We start from the raw sequence: 17,649 nt of genomic DNA, 5'->3' as shown, positions 1-17,649 counted from the left end.
ATAAGAATTATCTTAAATTCTATCTAAAAAAGGTAAAAATTCCCCAAATTACAAATACATCTCAAATGATATAATTAAATAAAAAAATTTGGAGATACAAATGAAAATAAAGAAATATTTTATTCCTGTACTACTACTACTAATGTTGGTTGCCATTTATTTAAGGATAACGCATAAAATTAGTCCTAGTACTTTTGGATTAATTGGTCTACTTTTTGCTACCATAGGATTCATACGTAATCAATTTTTTAAAACTATAAAAACAGAAGAAAAGCCAATTACAGACTTAAAAAATCGTTTTAACCCGATTAAAAAAAGGTATGACTATACTGTTGGATTGGTAATGTTTTTGGGGATTTTTTACTTATTTATTCTGATTTTCAGTTTTTTAGTTCCCTTGTTCAACTAACGCTGTGCAAAAGTTAAAGAACTTAATTGAGTCGATCAAGGCTCTTTTTTCATTACATTACGTTTATCGGAAACAACGGAATTTTGGAGGGGAATTGCTTGAATGCTACGCCAGCTATAATAATTGGATTTCTATTGGTAGCTTATTCACTATATACACGAAAAAAGAAGTAATATGTTCTTGTATAAATAAAAGCAAAATATCTTATGCAACTAACGCATGCGTTAGTTAAACAACTTGATCGACATACTAGTCGATCTTTTTTATTAAACAAAATGGCAGGATAGTTATGCCATATAAACAAGAGATAAGATGAACCATAAAAATGAAAGACTTAGCAACATGTTCAACCACATAACACCTCTATATTTACCTTTTGCAAAAAAATTCCACGAAGCAATTGATGACAATAGGAAGGTCAGGACGAAGATGGGGTAGGAATACGCTTCTAATTTAAATAGTAGAGTAGGTGCCACATTATCACTTGAAAATGCAAGCATTAATAAACCTGGAAAAGCTCCTATTACAGTCAATACCCCATAAACAATTTGCCAAGTAATCATCTTTTTTCTGACATTTTTTTTCTCCATTTTTCCACCCCTTCTAATTGCAATTTTTTTAATAATAAAAAATATATATACCTTTACAAAGAAAGATATATCTTCGCTTTTCCTTATAGAACTAACGCATGCGTTAGTTCTATAACATGAACTGCTAATATGCAGCTTTTTTTATTGGAGTATACGGCAGTTTGATTGAATAAGGAATGATATAATATATATTATTTGAACTTAAAATAGGAGATACATATGCTTGGAATAAAAAATTACAATCCTAAATTCTATACCGAACTAACACATATTATAATAGATTACAAAAAAAAGTTAGATAAAATTAAAGGAAAAAAAATAGAAGGTATTTGGATCGCCTGGAATCAAGAAGATGATGAGTGGTTTAATGATTTACCAGTGGTAATAAAATTTGAAGATTGCCAATTAGAATTATGTGCTAATAAAACGGATGAGTTTGCAGTTTCATTTGACGAGATTAATATGTCTGATGAAATTGAATACTTTGGTACTGATATTGTTCTTAAATGGGAGAATAACAAGTTAAGTGAATTTAAAAAGTGTATAAACAAAAGAATAGATTCTATTGAAATTATTGAATGGAGAAATTGTTTATTTGGAATTGGATTAAGCCTTGAAGAAGGTTATTTAACAGTATTTAACGGATTAGATGAAAATAAAATAAGTATTGTCAAAGATATTAATCAAAATTATAAATACACATATGTATAAATTTCTTATTGAACTAACGCATGCATTAGTTGAATAACAGGGACTACTTTGTAGTCCCTGTTTTAGTTGAATTAATTAGTAGTTTAACGAACAAAGAATTCAATAATTTACGCCGAATAATAGTAAAAAATATACTTAACTATGGGAGAATAATATGTATTTAACTTTATAACATCATAATAGGTAAGAGAGGAGTGTACGTATGAATTTTAGAACGAGATATTTTATTTTGATTATGATGCTAATAATTTTACTAATAAGTTGTTCCAAATCGGCATCTAAAATTAAAGATAAACAATTCACTCCAGCAAAAACAGACATAGTAAGTAATCACGGCGGAATAGAGAATCTAACAAGACTTAAAGAATTTATCCTAAATGTAAATAAGGGGAAAGAAGATAAAATTCGTGTAGTATCTTTTACTAAAGAAGGTGATCCGATTATTAGTGATGTAACATATAATTTAGAGACTTTGGAAGTGACAAATGACAGTACTAGAGATGAATATGGGGAAATTCAATTAAAACACATCAATGCAAAACTATTGAAGTGAATAAAAATGTACATAACCAAAATGAGTATGTTTTGACAGGATGTTCTAATGCATAACGATAATTATTTTGAACAGCAAATATAGGGATTTCTTCATTGTCATCCAATTCATCTAAATCAAATAAATAACAAGCAGAATTCAAACCCCATTTCTCTCCAATCGGTAGAAATCCCAAGAAGATTGCCGAGGTAGTTGGTCCAAACATTGTCGAACTTAAAAAAATGGTGGAATTGAAGAAACCTGATAACCTGGAAAGTAATCGAGTAGTTTGCATTAGTTGTGGCTAGGCAGATTAACTGGATAGAATAACAGCGGATAAGAAGGAAACCGAGTGATGTTAGCCGAATAGGATAACAAAACTAATGGCATGGGCATAAAGCAATTGTTGGCATAATAAAATTTAAAAACGACGATAAAGAAAGGTGAATCAATGATTAAATTAAATAATAAAGAATATAAAAATATTTTCCCATTAATTATTTCAATAAATTATACACCTACGTTTGTTTATTCAGTTTTGCAAGAGATAGTAGAGGGTAATATATTTGTTGATCATATCGAAACTCCAAAATCCATTTTTATTGGTACGAAATCAGGATTCTACTGTGTAATTGGAGAAACATCAAATATTTCTTTTAACTATTGGTTAAAGGAATTTTATATTGATAGAGTAGAAGAGAAGAAATTACCTTTTATTTTATATTCTTCATCAGGTTCTTGGAATCAATTAATTAATGACCTTTTAAATAACAAATTAACTAAGTTGGATCGATATTCTTTTACGTTTAAATTTAAAGAAGGAATACTAGATAATTATGAATTACCACAAGACTACTCATTAAAAATAATTGATGAAAATGTACTTCAGTCAAATGTTGGATTTAAACCAATTTACTATAAGCATTACTGGGATTCCGTTTCAAATTATTTAGAAAATGGTTTTGGAATTTGTGTTTTACATAAAGAAGTGTCTGTATGTGAGTGTACATCTGTATTTGCTAATGAATTATTCTCCGAAATAGACATTGCAACTAAAGAAGAATATAGAGGGAAGGGTTTGGCCTTTATTGCTGCAAAAATGTATATACAAGATTGTATAAATAAAGGTTTAGATCCTCGTTGGGAATGTGATATTGATAATTTTGGCTCAATACGATTAGCAGAAAAGTTAGGGTTTGAAGAACCTATTCACTATGCAGTATATTATAAAGAGTAATTTTCACATGCCTTAGTTGAACCCACTTTCAATCAACTCAATTTATATTTGAGTCCAAATTGAAGCAATAAGGAAAGACATCATTGATAACTATTTGGATTCTCGAAAATAGAACATAAAAAGAAAAATCGAAGTCATGAAACTGGAACGATATATGGTAGTACCTTTTTATAATAAAATTATTGTCAAAATTAGGAATATCATATATTATTATTATTTTATAAATTAATAACTAATTACGGGAAGCCCCCGAAACATTCAGTAATAGGAAATAATTCCTTATTACTTTGTTTCGGGGGCTTTTTTTTTAAGGAGGTGAAAAAATAAAAAAGAAGTTAAAAAAAGTAAAAACATTACCATTAACTATAGCAGTTCTAATGACAACTATGTTCCCTTCATTAACATTTGTAGCAACCGCGTTTGGTGAGGAGTTTTCCTACGAAGATTGCTTTAAAGTAGCAATGAATATGTGGAGCAAAATTGAAAATTAATATTTTCAACTTTATTTTTATTATATTTACTTGTTGAACTAACGCATGCGTTAGTTCAACAACATGAACGGCTTTTTAGCCGATTTTTTTATTAAGCTACATGGCAGATTAGTTGTATAAGAAAAGGGGAAATATTTCAAATTTAAGTTCAAATAATTATATGTAATAATAGTTACAAAAGACGGAGGATCTAAAAATTATGAGTAAAAAAGGTATTGAACTTGGAGATATCTATGCATGTGAATTACCAGATGGAAGGTATGGGACGATTAAAGTTATAAATAGAATTGAAAAATCATATTTAATTTTTATTTCAAAGTACCTTGACATTAAATTACCAACCTTAGAAAACAATGAAATAAATGAGATTTTGAGATCAAATAGATTTTCATATGAAAATCAAGAAGCCTTACTTTGGACAGATGGAAAGATGCACAAAGATATGATGTATATAGGGAATTCTTCTGTTTCGGACTATGAAAAAGGATTAGTATGTTCATCATACATAGGAAAGTGGCATCCAAGTATTGCTAACCCTGTCTATTATGAATGGCGATGGTTTCATGATCGTGAAAATTATGAGAGGGAAATTCTTGAAGAGCAAATTAAAGAAAGAGAAGAATTTCTAAATAAACCTCAAAAACCTAAAAAAATGATGAATGATGATACATTTTGGTCAATCATTTCACTTTTTGAACTTGAAAATGCTAAACATGATGAAGAAATTCTATGTCCAGCTATTGAAAAACTTTCAAAAACAAGCGTAAAGGATATTAAACAATTTGAAGAAAATCTTGCGTATAAACTTTATTTATTAGATACAAAAGAACACGCCAAGAACATCGGTGAAAATTCATTTAGTGAAGATGAACCTAATTTCTCTCCAGATTTATTCTTATATAGTAGATGCTTTGTTGTTGCTAAAGGTCAAGAATTTTATGAGTTGGTTTTAAATAACCCCCAAAAAATGACAAAGAACAACTCTTTTGAGCCATTACTATCATTAGCGCCAGAAGCATATTCAAAACGAATGGGTAAAGAGTTTGAATACATTTCAGGGTGTGATTATGAAACATTCTCAAACGTTGAAGGCTGGAAATAATAATATTAAAATACTTTTCTTTATGCACCTAACGCATGCTTTAGTTGAACAACATGATCGACTATTTAGTCGATTTTTTTATGCACCAAATGGCAGTATTGTTTGATAAGAAGATTAACTAACATACGTTTTTATACGGACAACATTGCTACATTAGGTTGAAAATAACCCAAAAACTACTTTGATATCATTCATTAATTGAAACTAAAATCAGCGGAAATCAATTCCCCATTTTTAAACTTAATAAAGTTTTCTAGAATATTCTTGTATTGAATTACTAGTTTTAGTTAAGAATTTAACAGTTATCGTATAAAATCACCCCTTAATACAGATAATTATTTTAGATTTCTATTATTTAAGGAGTAATATATGAGGGATATAATAGGAGAAATTAAATCCAATTTTTCTAATCATGACGATTTTTTTATAGAAGAAGAGTTAGTCGATGATACATCAATCTACCTTATTGGATTTAAAACGTTGGTTGATTTAACAAAATCTAAATTGTATGTCCAACAAATGGCAAACACATCAATAACACTAAAAATGCTTTTAATAAACCTTAGCGGACAAATTAACGTTGAAACTGAAGATATAATTAAAGCAGTTTTAGAAGGCAATTTAGTTATTTTTTCAGAAGACGGTGAACTAAATGCCATTGTTGACCCTATAGCCCAAAATCTTAGGAGTAGTATCGCTGAGCCTAAAAATGAAAGTCCTGTTTACTCATCTTTGGATGCTTTTATAGAGGATATTAATATGAACATTGGAATGATCCGAAAAAGGCTGAACACTGAGCGACTTTGCCATGTTTCTTATCAAGTTGGAGAGTTGGAAAAGCGAAAGTTATCATTGCTTTATGTAAAAGGAAAAACTCCAAATTCTCTTATAGAAAAAGTAAATCAACAATTAAAGGGAATTAAATCCGATATTGAAACCATTGATGATCTCAACAAGTTATTTGGTCAACGAAAGTTTAACCCTGTCAGTCATTTATTCGCTACTGAACTCCCAATTCAAGCCATTCATGCCTTAAAAACGAATCGAATGGTATTGTTTTTAGATAATTGTCCTTTTGCACTTGTTTTTCCACATCTACTCTGGGATATGTTAATAAGCGTAAATGATAGGAATTTCCCTACTATACTTTCGTTTTTACTTAGATTTTTAAGAGTGATTGGAGCAATTGCTACGCTAATACTTCCAGGTTTATATGTTGCATTGGTTTCAGTTAACCCCGAAGTATTTAAAACGGATCTAGCTCTGTTTGTAGCAAAAAGTAGAGAAGGTATACCGTTACCAGCTTTTCTTGAAACGATTGCAATGGTAATTTTAATTGATTTAATTCTTGAAGCAATTGTGAGACTACCTAAGAGTGTGGGGCCAGCTATTACAATGGTAGGAGGTGTTATACTTGGACAAGCGATGGTTGAAGCAAAATTAGTTAGTAATTTGTTAGTAATTGTGATAACTGCCGTAGTTATTGCAAGTTCCGCAGTGATAGGAATGCAAAACTCCTTATACATACGTTTGTTAAAATATCCTATCCTAATTTTAGCATCACTTTTCGGCATTCTAGGTTTAAGTATTGGTTTAACTTTCGCACTAATCTACTTGGCAAGTATAACAACCTACGACATTCCATATATAACGTTTCAAATTGAAGAAGAAGGAGATAAATAGTGTCGAAGCAGATTCAAATTGCATTAGTATTTATTATTATAAATTTAAGTTTTGGCTATTTAGTCTATCCCAATCTAATTTATAACTTATCAAAAACAGGGCATTGGGAAGTTGTCTTATGCCAGGCATTACTCCAATTAATATTAGCTTGGGTATACGTTAAAGGTATCAATTATTTCCCCAACTATGACGTCATTGATATTTATTTGAAAATTGGGAAATGGGCTGCAATTATTTTTCTTACTCCATATGTAATAAATTTAGTTGCACTAGTTTCATTTGATATTCGACTGCATACAGATGTTATTATTTCTATCTTTTTACCTCGTACTCCTAATTGGTCAATAATGATCCTTTTTTTCCTTATTTCTACCTATACAGCTATAAAGGGTGTAGGAACCATTTTACGTTCATCCATGTTTATTTTTTTGATAGTTATTCCAATAGAATTATTTAATATTTTTACATCTGTAATAAATTTTGATTTACATAATGTTTCACCAAGTTGGGACTTACCTCATAAGTTCATGTTTAATATAAAATTTTTTTATCTACTTGGATTTTCACATTTTTTATTCTTGGGATTAGTTCCTTCAGACAAAAAGCTTCGATTACGCCACCTTATCATAATTAGTATTTGTGTTGTAATATTTTTACAGTCAGTAGTATATATACCGCTATTAATATTTGGACAAGAAACAGTCGTTAAATTAACCCACCCTTTTATGGAAGCGATGGATACAGTAGATATCAGCTGGTTTTCGTTTAACCGACAAACAATATTCTTCGGTTTATCGTTGGTAGGTTTAGTAGTAATTGCGAACTCTGTCATGCTATGGATGATTGGACGAATAATGCAAAAAATCTTTAAATCTCAAAAATCGTATTATTGGATAATTGGTTTTGCAAGTATCGCATTTATTTTGAGTTTAGTTATTCCAAATAGTTCTATGGTTGAAAAATATTTTTTATGGAGTACAGATGCACAAGCCTATATTATGATTATTATTCCTTTGTCAATTCTTCTATATGGTTTCCTATCGAAAAGGGGCGTTGGTGTTTGAAAAATAATAAGGTAGCTAAACTATCGATCGTATTTATGTCAGTCATTTTTCTATCCGGTTGTTGGGATATTAAAGATATAAATAAACGTTCCCTTCCTTTAGTAATGGGAATTTCTAAAGAAGAAAATAAAGAGTATCAATTAACTTTTCAAACTCCAATCCTTCAAAATGATAGCCAAATGTCAAAAATCGTATCGGGTAAAGGTGAGAGCGTTGCTAGTGTAATTGGACAGATTCGCACGAATTCTGAAAATGCCCTTGATTTATCACAAATAGGATTAATCGTTATACAAAGTGACTTGGCACATAACAAAAAATTATTTACAAAGCTAATAAAGTTTTTAATGGTTTCGGAGGAAATTCCGTCGAGAGCTCTTATAGCAATTACAGACGATAAAGTTGAAAAAGTATTAGCAAACATAAACGAAAAACTTGGTGTTCATGCTACTTCTATCTACGATTTTTTTAACAAAGGTGATGATTGGGCACCGGAGATTATTAGCACCCCTATTTGGGAAGTGTTTCGTAGCCAATTTTTAAATACGAAAGATATCGCTATTCCTGTTGTCAGTTCTGGAAAAGATACAGTTTTAGTCTTTGAAGGCTGCGAAATTTTGAAAAAAGGGAATGTCATTGGAAGAATAAGTCCATATGAAAGTCAGTTGATTAATGTATTCCAAAACAAAAATGAAAAAGGAAAATTTGAGAGTCTTGGCATTGCTAGTATTATCGTAACAAACAGTTCGATCAAAAATAAAACAGTAGTAAAAAATAATAAACCACACGTATCAAGCGACTTGAATTTAAAAATATATATTTTAGAAAGAGAAGAGGGAATTACTAACAAAAGAATTATGAATGAACTTGAAAAGCTTATTGAAAAGCGGTTTTATACTATATTAAAAAAGACACAAGAATCCCAATCAGATATTTTTGGATTTGGACAACAGTTTCACCGCTTGGTTTCGTACCCTAAGTTAAAAGACTGGCGGTCTGAATATTATCCTAAATTGAAAGTTAATTTTAAGGTTCATGCTAGTATGGAGTAGTGTTACAATCTGTTTAAGAATATATAAAATACGCGAATGTTTAGGATTTCTTAGTATATTTGAACGAGTGAATTAAGGAAATTACAATGTTCTTCCATGTTTTATTAAAATCTACCTTACCGCTAATGAGGCATTTCATAAATGGAATTCTTTTTTAGTTATTGACCGATTAGCTACCTCCCATGAACTCTAATTTCGTTATCTAACTAACGCTAGCGTTGTCCAACCATAAATCAGTGGATTCACAACAGTGAATGGAAGTTTTAAATCGCTCTTCTATAGTAGTTGAATAAGGAATTAATTTTCTTGAGTTAACTTGTCTAATAAACCTGTAAACGCTAATTCTATTTGGTTAATATCTAATTTATATTTTATAGCCACTTCAATTACTACTTTCTGCAACTTTCTTGTAAATACGAGTTCTTGTTCTTTCCTATCCATTTTTGAGAATTCTTCCCAATCTAATGAAGTTTCGACTTGTAAAATCTTCTCCCTAAGTCTAAGCAATTTTACATAATTATCATCTTGAATATCAGTATCAAAAAAATATTTGTATAGTACTTATCTTTATTGAAGAATCGCATTGCGTTAGTTGCATAAGGATTTAAAAATAAATGAAAAAAACAGTAAAAAAACAGTACTCATGCTATCGATAAGTAATGGGTGCACTCACGGGAGTCTCCATTTTGAAACTAATATTTACTATCGTCATATAATTAAAGGATCATTAAAGATATCTCAATACATATCGGTAACACACAACCTGTTTTTCTAACTTCATTAATATTAATTACAGTCCCCATAAATAACTAAATTTAAGTTTAGTGGAGAAATATATAAATAGGACAGAAGTGGTGTCTAATTTGTGAACAATCTAAAAATGAATAGAAATATTATCAACGAAATCGTAATATATGTAGGTTGAGGATGTAAATCAATAATGAGAGATAGGTGAGAAGCAGTGGCTAATATCGGTATTCCTGGTTTGTTATTAATTTTAGTTTTGGCATTAATTATATTTGGACCAAAGAAATTACCTGAGATTGGTAAAGCATTTGGTCAGACTTTAAAAGAATTTAAACGTTCGACTCAAGAATTAACTAGTGAAATTGGAGATGACAAAAATACCAAAGATCATTAATTAACTTGGTAATTTTTACCGAGTTTTTTTCTTTTAGAAAATTTTATTTCATAAATACCTCACAATATTATAGTAGAATTAGATTAAACTTTATTAATAAATGTAAAAGGAGTCATTATGAAAAAAGCTTTGTTATTTATTATGTTACTACTTTTTATTTTTCCATCTTTAGCAAGTGCCCATACGACACTTGAATCATCAAATCCATCTGATGGACAAGTTATTTCTGAGCCTCTAAAACAGATCACGTTAAACTTTGAAACTCCTTTAGAGAAACTTAGTACATTAAAAGTATTTCAGGATGGAAAAGATTTAGAGGTGAAGGACATTTCCATTGAAAATAATAGAATGGTAGCAAATTTGCCGAAGGATCTTGAGAATGGTAACTATGAAATCGAATGGAAAATCGTTGGAGAAGATGGACATCCTATTACTGGCGATGTTGAATTCAAAGTACAGTTAAAGCAAGAAGAGAATAAGGTTACAACTAACAATGATAAAACATTAGACAAAAGTAGTGAAGGCAAGGAAAAAAATACTCAAGAAGCAAAAGAAGTTACTCCAAAAGAAGAAAAGAAAAAGATCCCATATGCGTTAATTGGAATTGGTGTTTTTGGCATTTTATTATTGGTTGGTGGAGTAATCGTTTGGAATAAAAAATGAGTATAATCGTACCAATAACGGAGTTTATAACTTATTTACTTTATGCAATGTTAGTAGGCTATATCGTTTTGCATCTTGTACCCGAGAAGATGAAACCTGTTATTTCCATGTCAAAACGATTTGTGTATTTGATCTTGTTAGGTATTATTTTATTTTCGCTTGGATCAGTTTTTAATATTATTTTCTATTTTCAAAACGCAGTAGATTTTAAGTTGGCAGCTCAGTCAGTTTTTGTAAGAACAGAAATTGGAAAGGCTTGGCTATTTTCAAGTATGTTTGCAATTGTACTTTGCTTAAATCTATATGCTAATGGTAAAAAAATCGTTAATGTTATCACGTTATTATTAATGATTTCAACAATTGGATTTGCAGGGCATATTACTTCATTAGATTTTTGGACAGGTTTTATATTTCAAAGCATACATTTCCTAATGGTAACAATCTGGAGTGGAATTCTTTTTCATGTGGCTTGGTTTTCGAAAGAAACGAGTAACTATACGAATTTTTTAAAATGGTTTACCCCACTAGCGGTAGGATGTGTCATTATCATTTTTGTTAGTGGATTTGTATTAATGTTAAAAGTCGTAAAACTTGAAGATTATACGACTGCTTGGTTGTTACCTTATGGACAAATGTTGTTATTAAAACATATTACAATCATTCCAGTTCTATTTTTTGCTTTTATCAATGGATTTTTAATAAAAAAGTCACTTGGGAATTCAACTTACAACATAAGAAGTTGGCTAAAGGCTGAAAGTATTGTTTTAACGTTAGTTTTCTTTTTTACAGGCGTAATGAGTACAAAATCATCTCCTCATGAAATTGATTTAACGATTAGAACGGAAGGTCCATCTAAATGGATTGAAAGAATAATGGGGATAGATATTGTCCCAACAATGCAGTTGAACTTTTTTGCTTCAACTGAAGGACTCATGTTGATTGGAATGTCTCTAATCTTCCTTGTTTTAGTAGTATTAAGTTTTCTAAAAAAAATAAATGTTGTGTTACCAATACTATTTGCTCTATGTTTTGTTATAACTATGTACATGGGCTTAATGTATAGTGTCACAACTTAAATTCGAAAGATTGTATCTTATGTATTAACTACAAAAGGTGCAATTTTTTTTATTAAAAAAATTTAATGTAAAGTGAATTTTTTATTGACAATGGGCTCGTCCGTAAACTAAAGTATAGACAAACACAAGAAAGTTGCGTTAGGGAAAAACTTTAAGAGGAGGTCAAACTATGTCTAATAAAAAAGTATCAAGACGTGACATATTAAAGATTGGTACAACTGGCATGCTAGGTATTGCTGGAAGTATGTACTTAAATGCGTTGAGCCCATTTTCTAATAAAGCAAATGCTTCAAATCATACTAATCATAAAAACAATCATTCTATGAATCATGAAACGATGATTGATCATTCAAAGACTGACGGATATAAAATGGCTGAACGCCTCCTTACAGAATTTGATTATGGAAAAGTATCGACACTCCCGAATGGTAAAACACTTCGTGAATATACTGTTGTTGCTATTGATAAAGAAATCGAAATAGCAAAAGGAATTAAGTTTCCAGGTTGGACGTTCAATGGCACTATCCCTGGACCTACTTTTAGATGTACGGAAGGTGATCTGTTACGTTTCCATTTTACAAATAAGGGAAGTCATCCACATTCAATTCATTTTCATGGTATGCATCCACCTAGTATGGATGGTCTTATACCAGTTATGCCTGGACAATCATTTACGTATGAATTTGAAGCAAAACCTTATGGCTTACAAATTTATCATTGTCATGTACTCCCATTAGCACGCCATATTCATAAGGGCTTATATGGGAATTTTATTATTGACCCTAAGAAACCAAGAGAAAAAGCAAAAGAATTCAATATGGTTATGAATGGATTCGATTTGGATTTAGATGGAGGAAATGAATTTTACACAGTTAATGGTTATGCTTTTGCTTTCATGAATCATCCAATTAAGGTAAAGAAGGATGAACTTGTTCGTATTTACTTAAGTAATCTTACTGAATTTGATTTACTAAACTCGTTTCATTTACATGCGAATTTTTTCACTTATATTCCAACTGGTATTAATGAAAATCCAACTCAATTTACGGATACAATCATGCAATGTCAAGGAGAACGAGGCATTATCGAGGTTCGTTTCCCTTACAAGGGGAAATATATGTTCCATGCACATGTAAGTGAATTTGCAGAATTAGGCTGGATGGGATTCTTTGAAGTTGAATAGAAGGGGGTGAATGAAGATGAAGCTAAAAGTGTTAATGATGGGGCTAATTCCATTTGTTTTATTAGTTGCCGTATTAGGCTGGATTTTTATGAATGGAGCAGGTGTAGAAAAAGATCCTGCTGCGCCAATTGAAGTATTAAATATTGAAAAAATTAAAGTCACTAAAGCTGGATTTGAAGTCGATGTTAAAAATACTGGTCCAAAATCACTTACCATTGCACAGTTAATGGTTGATGATTCAGTCTGGAATTTTACCGTTACTCCTAGTCAAACTTTAAAGAGATTTCAAGATGGAAAAATTATGATTTATTACCCTTGGGTTGAGGGCGATCCTCATGTGATTAAATTAATTACTGAAAATGGTATCGTTACAGAGGGGGAGATTGCAGCTGCAACATTAACCCCTGAAGCAAACTGGAAAAGTTTTATGAATTACGGATTAATTGGATTTTATGTCGGAATTGTTCCAATTACTTTAGGATTACTTTGGTATCCTTTCATGAAACGATTAAAACGTAGTTGGATAAACGCGATATTAGCGTTAACAGTTGGACTTCTACTATTTTTATTTGTAGGAACCTTGTTTGATGGATTTGAAATAGGGGCAGAGGCACCTGCCGTTTTCCAAGGAAACATGGTTGTTATTATTTGTACAGTACTTACGTTTTTACTATTAATTGGTTTTGATCAATACCAACAAAAAAGACTAAAAAGTAGTGGTTATTCACCATTTGGCATATCCCTTTTAATGGCAACAGGTATTGGACTTCATAACTTTGGTGAAGGGTTAGCAATCGGTTCATCGTTTGCTCTTGGTGAAGCTGCACTTGGTACATTTTTAATAATTGGATTTACACTTCATAACATAACGGAGGGCATTGGAATTGCTGCGCCTCTTATAAAAACAAAACCAAAGATTAGTACATTCGTTTTATTAGGAGCAATTGCAGGTGCACCAGCAATCTTGGGGACTTGGTTTGGTGGATTTATCTTTTCACCAATCTGGGGAGCGATTTTCCTAGGAATTGGAGCAGGAGCAATATTACAAGTAATCTTTGTGATAACAAAAATGCTGATAGAGGATCACAAGAAGCATAAAGAACAGGCTGTGTCTTGGTTAAACCTTGTGGGATTCACTTTAGGTTTATTAATAATGTATTTCACAGCCTTCTTTGTTAAATATTAGGATTAAAAAAGAGATAGAATTAATCTATCTCTTTTTTAATCACTTAATGATGATGAGGGTGAGTGGATGGTTCATTTTTTATTTGGCAAAGGATTGAATTATCATGTTTATGAGCGGATGTCTCCAGTTGGATCGTAACATGCATAATCCCTTTATGTTCAAGATCATGTTCAATTTTACGTAAAATAGTCTCACTTTCTTCAATTGTTAGTTGGTCATCGGCCACAGCATGACATGAAAGTGCATTAAGACCACTTGTAATAGTCCAAATGTGTAAATCGTGGACACTCTCAATACCTTTTGTTCCTTCAATAATTTGAACCACTTCATTAATATCAACTTCTTTTGGTGTTTCTTCCATTAAAATATGGATAGAAGCTTTTGTTACATAGTAGCCACTTCTTAAAACTAATATGGCAACAATCACACTCGCCAGTGGATCTGCCCAACCCCAGTCAAAAAAGATGATAAGTAGTGCTGCAATAATGGCTACAACTGAACCAAGCATATCACTTAATACATGTAAAAATGCCCCTCGCATATTTAAATTCTCTTTTGTATCACCACCACGCAGCATAATCCAGGCGACAATTTACATGGATGAGTCTCGTTGTAATTCAAAGATTTCTTACCAAATCAAAGCGATAATTAGGTTGTGAAGCATTGTACTAAAATTATCTGGCAGGTCCTTGCATAAGTAACAACTGGAATAAATAGTAAGTAAGTCTTATAGTTTGTTTGTTATTAAAATAGTAAAGTTAATTACTAATAATTTTCATTAAAACTTCATTAATTTATCACAATTCTAATCTATACTTTCTCAAGGATATATAAATTATTGAAGGAGAAATATGAATGGGAATAAATACGCAATTAAATTCAATTCAAACTGAACAGGTTCCTTCGAAAAAGACATCTCTATACAAAACCATTTGGAGATGGCATTTTTATGGAGGAATGGTTTTTGCACCTATTTTAATTTTATTAGCAATTACTGGTGCAATCTATTTGTTTCGACCATATGTAGAACCGATGTTAGATAAAAATTTATACTTTGTGGAACAAGGTAGTAAAGAGATTACACCAAGCTTACAGTTAAAAGCTGTAAAGGATAAATATCCTAATGATGCGATTACTTCTTTTACAGATGTTAAAAATCCAGAGCGAGCAACCGAAATTGGAATTGAAAAAGGTGATGTTAGTTACACCGTATTTGTAAACCCAAACACAGGGAAGGTTATAGGTGAATTACAAAATGATCAACGATTAATGGAGATCATCGTAAAATTACATGGAGAATTAATGGTTGGTAAAATTGGAGATAATCTTGTTGAATTATCAGCTTCTTGGGCAATTATTTTATTGGCAACAGGGTTATATTTATATTTTCCACGTAATAAACAATCATTATGGAGCGTTCTTCGTATTCGTGTGAGAAAAGGATCACGTATGTTTTGGAGAGACTTACATGCAAGTACGGGTTTCTGGATGACAATTATATTGTTACTACTTGTTTTATCAGGTTTACCATGGGCTAGTTCATTTGGTGAAAAATTAAATACTTTTGTTGCAAAAGCAAAGCTTTCAAATGCACCTGAACATTTATGGGATGGTAGTATTCAATCGAAAAAAATTAATAAAGATGTTGCTAAAACACCATGGGCAGCAGAAAATATTCCAGTTCCCGAATCTGTTTATAGTAATAAAGGAATGTTACCGATTGAAAATGTAGTTAAAATTGCAGAAGAAACAAATGTTTATCCTGGCTACACAATCTCTATGCCAGAAGGAGAAAAAGGGGTTTACTTAATCTCTACTTATGGCTGGGCAGCAGGAAGCGTTAAAAATTATGTAACGATGGATATTGATCAATATAGTGGGAATATACTACTAGATTATCGTTGGGAAGATTATAGTAAGTTTGATAAAACAGTTGAAACAGGGATCGCTTTACATGAAGGACGATATTTCGGCAAGACAAATTTAATGATTAATGTTATAGCATGTTTATCACTTGTCTTAATCGTATTTAGTGGAATCACGATGTGGTGGAAGCGTCGACCAAAAGGAACAGCTGGAGTTCCAAAAGTAAATGAAGGAAATAAATTCTATTTGGGTGTTTTATTAATTTCAGTAATTTGTGGACTTCTAATGCCAATAGTTGGTATATCAATATTAGTAATAGGTTTAATTGAGTTTATTATTCTATTTATAAAAAAGAAAGTTCGCCAAACTGGAATTCAATAAATCAAATTTATAAATGGAATACGCTAAGCCTACTATAATAAGTTTGCTTAGCTTTTTTAGTAAAAAAAGCAATCGAGACAAATAGAGGGTTAATATGAAAATAATAAATAGTTTAATTATATTATTAATAGTTGTAACACTTTTTTACGGATGTGGTAAGGCAGAAGAAGAAGTCTCAAATAAATATTTAAATACTATAAATGTTACTCTATCTGATCAACCAACTTCCAAAGATTCAGAACATAGCTATGAGGTAACTTTAAAAAATAACGAGAATGAATTAGTTAACGTTGATTCAGTGGAAATCGTATTAAAAATGAAAAGCATGAATCATAAGGCAGATGGTAAATTAAAGAGAGTCTCAAAAGGTGTTTATAAAGGAAAAGTAAAATTACCTATGGATGGTTCGTGGGACAAGACAATTGTATTAAAACAAGAGAAATTTGTTCGTAAAGTGAATGGAGTAACTTTAAAGTAAAAGAAATTTTTAAAAAAGTAAAGCACTATTGCGAGTTAGGGCTTTACTTTAACACATGAGAGTGTTGCAAAAATGGCCATTCGACTCGTCTTTGTTAAAAGTATTTTAATGAATCTGTACACTATAAAATTTATTAAATACGGATGCATCCTAAATAGCTAAATGGATTTTTGGAAAAACAACCTTCAAAAAAGTCAGTCTTATCAAAGGGTGTATCCTATACTAGTAAACCAATACAATCGACACTCTACTCTAATGTCCCCATATAAAAACATTAACGATGAAAAATTCCGCTACTACATCCTAAAACAAAAATCAGATGTATTCCATTCAATGAAGAGCTTTTTTAAACAGGAGCATGAGAAGGCAGAGAAGTAATCGCTGGATAATTGATCTAAAATGAAGTACGTATAGAATAGCAAGTGTAACCAGAAAAATCCCGGAAAAGGGCTTTTCTGGTTTTTTGTCGTAAATATTTATAGTATAAATACTAGCGAAGTCAGATTCTTATTCAACATAATGGCAGTTTAGTTGCATAAGGGAAAGGTATTAAAGTGTAGTTGTTTAATAGTAAATTAAATATAAACTTATTAACAGGAGGTAACTAATGCTCTTAAATACAGAAGTTTTAGGAAAAGGTGAACCAATTGTCTTTTTACATACAGGTTTACAAACTGGAATGACTGACTTCGATTATCAAAGGAATTATTTTGTACAAAAGAATAAAGTAATTCTTCCAGATCTAAGAGGGCATGGGAAATCAACTAGTAGTGATTTATCTAATTTTTTTATAGACTCAGCAACAGA

20 protein-coding genes and 2 pseudogenes are annotated in these 17,649 nt (G+C 30.9%); 18 read left to right on the top strand and 4 right to left on the bottom strand.

Annotated features, from left to right (window positions below):
• The first annotated feature begins 100 nt into the window (after positions 1-100).
• Positions 101-409, top strand: a complete 309-nt coding sequence (locus ABEY15_RS23925) for a hypothetical protein (RefSeq protein ID WP_429892464.1) — start codon at positions 101-103, stop codon at positions 407-409.
• 287 nt (positions 410-696) lie between these two features.
• Here the strand turns inward: ABEY15_RS23925 and ABEY15_RS23920 are convergent, their stop codons facing one another.
• A complete protein-coding gene (locus ABEY15_RS23920) occupies positions 697-999 on the bottom strand; it encodes a hypothetical protein (RefSeq protein ID WP_429892463.1) in 303 nt (100 codons plus the stop codon).
• 219 nt (positions 1,000-1,218) lie between these two features.
• Between ABEY15_RS23920 and ABEY15_RS23915 the strand changes: the two genes are divergently transcribed.
• Entirely contained in the window at positions 1,219-1,710 is a 492-nt protein-coding gene (locus ABEY15_RS23915) for a hypothetical protein (RefSeq protein WP_429892462.1), read from the top strand.
• A 202-nt stretch (positions 1,711-1,912) separates the two neighbouring features.
• Positions 1,913-2,263 (top strand): DUF4362 domain-containing protein, encoded by a 351-nt coding sequence (locus ABEY15_RS23910; RefSeq protein WP_429892461.1) that lies wholly within the window; start codon positions 1,913-1,915, stop codon positions 2,261-2,263.
• Here ABEY15_RS23910 and ABEY15_RS23905 read toward each other — a convergent pair.
• Positions 2,241-2,468 carry a DUF7716 domain-containing protein gene (locus tag ABEY15_RS23905; protein ID WP_429892460.1) on the bottom strand — a complete coding sequence of 76 codons (228 nt, stop codon included), beginning with the start codon at positions 2,466-2,468 and terminating at the stop codon, positions 2,241-2,243. The two genes, ABEY15_RS23910 and ABEY15_RS23905, sit on opposite strands and share 23 nt — an antisense overlap.
• A 225-nt stretch (positions 2,469-2,693) precedes the next feature.
• Between ABEY15_RS23905 and ABEY15_RS23900 the strand changes: the two genes are divergently transcribed.
• The 6 genes from ABEY15_RS23900 to ABEY15_RS23875 all read left to right on the top strand — a co-directional run bounded on the left by ABEY15_RS23900 (position 2,694) and on the right by ABEY15_RS23875 (position 8,868).
• Positions 2,694-3,479 (top strand): GNAT family N-acetyltransferase, encoded by a 786-nt coding sequence (locus ABEY15_RS23900; protein ID WP_429892459.1) that lies wholly within the window; start codon positions 2,694-2,696, stop codon positions 3,477-3,479.
• A 690-nt stretch (positions 3,480-4,169) separates the two neighbouring features.
• Positions 4,170-5,072, top strand: a complete 903-nt coding sequence (locus tag ABEY15_RS23895; protein WP_429892458.1) for a DUF4240 domain-containing protein — start codon at positions 4,170-4,172, stop codon at positions 5,070-5,072.
• Positions 5,038-5,178: a hypothetical protein gene (locus ABEY15_RS23890; RefSeq protein ID WP_429892457.1), complete on the top strand. Its 141-nt coding sequence runs from the start codon at positions 5,038-5,040 to the stop codon at positions 5,176-5,178. The genes ABEY15_RS23895 and ABEY15_RS23890 overlap by 35 nt, the downstream gene beginning before the upstream one ends.
• 263 nt (positions 5,179-5,441) lie before the next feature.
• Positions 5,442-6,755, top strand: a complete 1,314-nt coding sequence (locus ABEY15_RS23885; RefSeq protein WP_429892456.1) for a spore germination protein — start codon at positions 5,442-5,444, stop codon at positions 6,753-6,755.
• Positions 6,755-7,819: a GerAB/ArcD/ProY family transporter gene (locus tag ABEY15_RS23880; protein WP_429892455.1), complete on the top strand. Its 1,065-nt coding sequence runs from the start codon at positions 6,755-6,757 to the stop codon at positions 7,817-7,819. The genes ABEY15_RS23885 and ABEY15_RS23880 overlap by 1 nt, the downstream gene beginning before the upstream one ends.
• A complete protein-coding gene (locus ABEY15_RS23875; RefSeq protein ID WP_429892454.1) occupies positions 7,816-8,868 on the top strand; it encodes a Ger(x)C family spore germination protein in 1,053 nt (350 codons plus the stop codon). The genes ABEY15_RS23880 and ABEY15_RS23875 overlap by 4 nt, the downstream gene beginning before the upstream one ends.
• Positions 8,869-9,165: 297 nt before the next feature.
• On the opposite strand, the gene ABEY15_RS23870 is transcribed toward ABEY15_RS23875, so the two are convergent.
• Positions 9,166-9,309, bottom strand: coding sequence for a hypothetical protein (locus ABEY15_RS23870; RefSeq protein ID WP_429892453.1), 144 nt, complete (start codon positions 9,307-9,309; stop codon positions 9,166-9,168).
• A 520-nt stretch (positions 9,310-9,829) separates the two neighbouring features.
• Between ABEY15_RS23870 and tatA the strand changes: the two genes are divergently transcribed.
• The 5 genes from tatA to ABEY15_RS23845 all read left to right on the top strand — a co-directional run bounded on the left by tatA (position 9,830) and on the right by ABEY15_RS23845 (position 14,117).
• Entirely contained in the window at positions 9,830-10,009 is a 180-nt protein-coding gene (gene tatA / locus ABEY15_RS23865; protein WP_429892452.1) for a twin-arginine translocase TatA/TatE family subunit, read from the top strand.
• Positions 10,010-10,126: 117 nt separating this feature from the next.
• Positions 10,127-10,672, top strand: coding sequence for a copper resistance CopC family protein (locus tag ABEY15_RS23860; protein ID WP_429892451.1), 546 nt, complete (start codon positions 10,127-10,129; stop codon positions 10,670-10,672).
• Positions 10,669-11,748, top strand: a complete 1,080-nt coding sequence (locus ABEY15_RS23855; protein WP_429892450.1) for a copper resistance D family protein — start codon at positions 10,669-10,671, stop codon at positions 11,746-11,748. Before ABEY15_RS23860 ends, ABEY15_RS23855 begins: the two co-directional genes overlap by 4 nt.
• A gap of 169 nt (positions 11,749-11,917) precedes the next feature.
• The gene (locus ABEY15_RS23850; protein WP_429892449.1) at positions 11,918-12,931 is read left to right on the top strand and encodes a multicopper oxidase domain-containing protein; all 1,014 of its coding nucleotides are present in this window, start codon (positions 11,918-11,920) and stop codon (positions 12,929-12,931) included.
• Positions 12,932-12,947: 16 nt separating this feature from the next.
• A complete protein-coding gene (locus ABEY15_RS23845) occupies positions 12,948-14,117 on the top strand; it encodes a ZIP family metal transporter (protein ID WP_429892448.1) in 1,170 nt (389 codons plus the stop codon).
• A gap of 43 nt (positions 14,118-14,160) precedes the next feature.
• Here ABEY15_RS23845 and ABEY15_RS23840 read toward each other — a convergent pair.
• Positions 14,161-14,709 (bottom strand): annotated as a pseudogene (locus tag ABEY15_RS23840) (cation diffusion facilitator family transporter); the annotation flags it as partial.
• A 263-nt stretch (positions 14,710-14,972) separates the two neighbouring features.
• Here ABEY15_RS23840 and ABEY15_RS23835 point away from each other — a divergent pair.
• The 4 genes and pseudogenes from ABEY15_RS23835 to ABEY15_RS23820 form a co-directional block, all read left to right on the top strand.
• On the top strand, positions 14,973-16,364 hold the full coding sequence (locus ABEY15_RS23835) for a PepSY-associated TM helix domain-containing protein (protein ID WP_429892447.1): 1,392 nt from the start codon (positions 14,973-14,975) through the stop codon (positions 16,362-16,364).
• A 94-nt stretch (positions 16,365-16,458) separates the two neighbouring features.
• Positions 16,459-16,842, top strand: coding sequence for a FixH family protein (locus ABEY15_RS23830; protein ID WP_429892446.1), 384 nt, complete (start codon positions 16,459-16,461; stop codon positions 16,840-16,842).
• Between the two features lie 225 nt (positions 16,843-17,067).
• Positions 17,068-17,220 (top strand): annotated as a pseudogene (locus tag ABEY15_RS23825) (sporulation protein YhbH); the annotation flags it as partial.
• 229 nt (positions 17,221-17,449) lie between these two features.
• A partial coding sequence (locus ABEY15_RS23820) for an alpha/beta fold hydrolase (RefSeq protein WP_429892445.1) occupies positions 17,450-17,649 on the top strand: 200 nt, incomplete at its 3' end.

It is taken from the genome of Gottfriedia acidiceleris (assembly GCF_050457485.1).
Classification (GTDB): Bacteria; Bacillota; Bacilli; order Bacillales; family Bacillaceae_G; genus Gottfriedia; species Gottfriedia acidiceleris_D.
Note: the sequence above shows the minus strand (reverse complement) of the source record. Positions and strands in the feature narration are given on the sequence as shown.

What these genes read in the sequence shown, in the direction of transcription:
- ABEY15_RS23870 (WP_429892453.1), bottom strand. Translation starts at nt 9,309, where the DNA reads ATGGATAGGAAAGAACAAGAACTCGTATTTACAAGAAAGTTGCAGAAA.
- ABEY15_RS23915 (WP_429892462.1), top strand. Translation starts at nt 1,219, where the DNA reads ATGCTTGGAATAAAAAATTACAATCCTAAATTCTATACCGAACTAACA.
- ABEY15_RS23885 (WP_429892456.1), top strand. Translation starts at nt 5,442, where the DNA reads ATGAGGGATATAATAGGAGAAATTAAATCCAATTTTTCTAATCATGAC.
- ABEY15_RS23910 (WP_429892461.1), top strand. Translation starts at nt 1,913, where the DNA reads ATGAATTTTAGAACGAGATATTTTATTTTGATTATGATGCTAATAATT.
- ABEY15_RS23900 (WP_429892459.1), top strand. Translation starts at nt 2,694, where the DNA reads ATGATTAAATTAAATAATAAAGAATATAAAAATATTTTCCCATTAATT.
- ABEY15_RS23920 (WP_429892463.1), bottom strand. Translation starts at nt 999, where the DNA reads ATGGAGAAAAAAAATGTCAGAAAAAAGATGATTACTTGGCAAATTGTT.
- ABEY15_RS23835 (WP_429892447.1), top strand. Translation starts at nt 14,973, where the DNA reads ATGGGAATAAATACGCAATTAAATTCAATTCAAACTGAACAGGTTCCT.
- ABEY15_RS23845 (WP_429892448.1), top strand. Translation starts at nt 12,948, where the DNA reads ATGAAGCTAAAAGTGTTAATGATGGGGCTAATTCCATTTGTTTTATTA.
- ABEY15_RS23850 (WP_429892449.1), top strand. Translation starts at nt 11,918, where the DNA reads ATGTCTAATAAAAAAGTATCAAGACGTGACATATTAAAGATTGGTACA.
- ABEY15_RS23860 (WP_429892451.1), top strand. Translation starts at nt 10,127, where the DNA reads ATGAAAAAAGCTTTGTTATTTATTATGTTACTACTTTTTATTTTTCCA.
- ABEY15_RS23925 (WP_429892464.1), top strand. Translation starts at nt 101, where the DNA reads ATGAAAATAAAGAAATATTTTATTCCTGTACTACTACTACTAATGTTG.
- ABEY15_RS23890 (WP_429892457.1), top strand. Translation starts at nt 5,038, where the DNA reads ATGAAACATTCTCAAACGTTGAAGGCTGGAAATAATAATATTAAAATA.
- ABEY15_RS23855 (WP_429892450.1), top strand. Translation starts at nt 10,669, where the DNA reads ATGAGTATAATCGTACCAATAACGGAGTTTATAACTTATTTACTTTAT.
- ABEY15_RS23895 (WP_429892458.1), top strand. Translation starts at nt 4,170, where the DNA reads ATGAGTAAAAAAGGTATTGAACTTGGAGATATCTATGCATGTGAATTA.
- ABEY15_RS23830 (WP_429892446.1), top strand. Translation starts at nt 16,459, where the DNA reads ATGAAAATAATAAATAGTTTAATTATATTATTAATAGTTGTAACACTT.
- ABEY15_RS23905 (WP_429892460.1), bottom strand. Translation starts at nt 2,468, where the DNA reads ATGTTTGGACCAACTACCTCGGCAATCTTCTTGGGATTTCTACCGATT.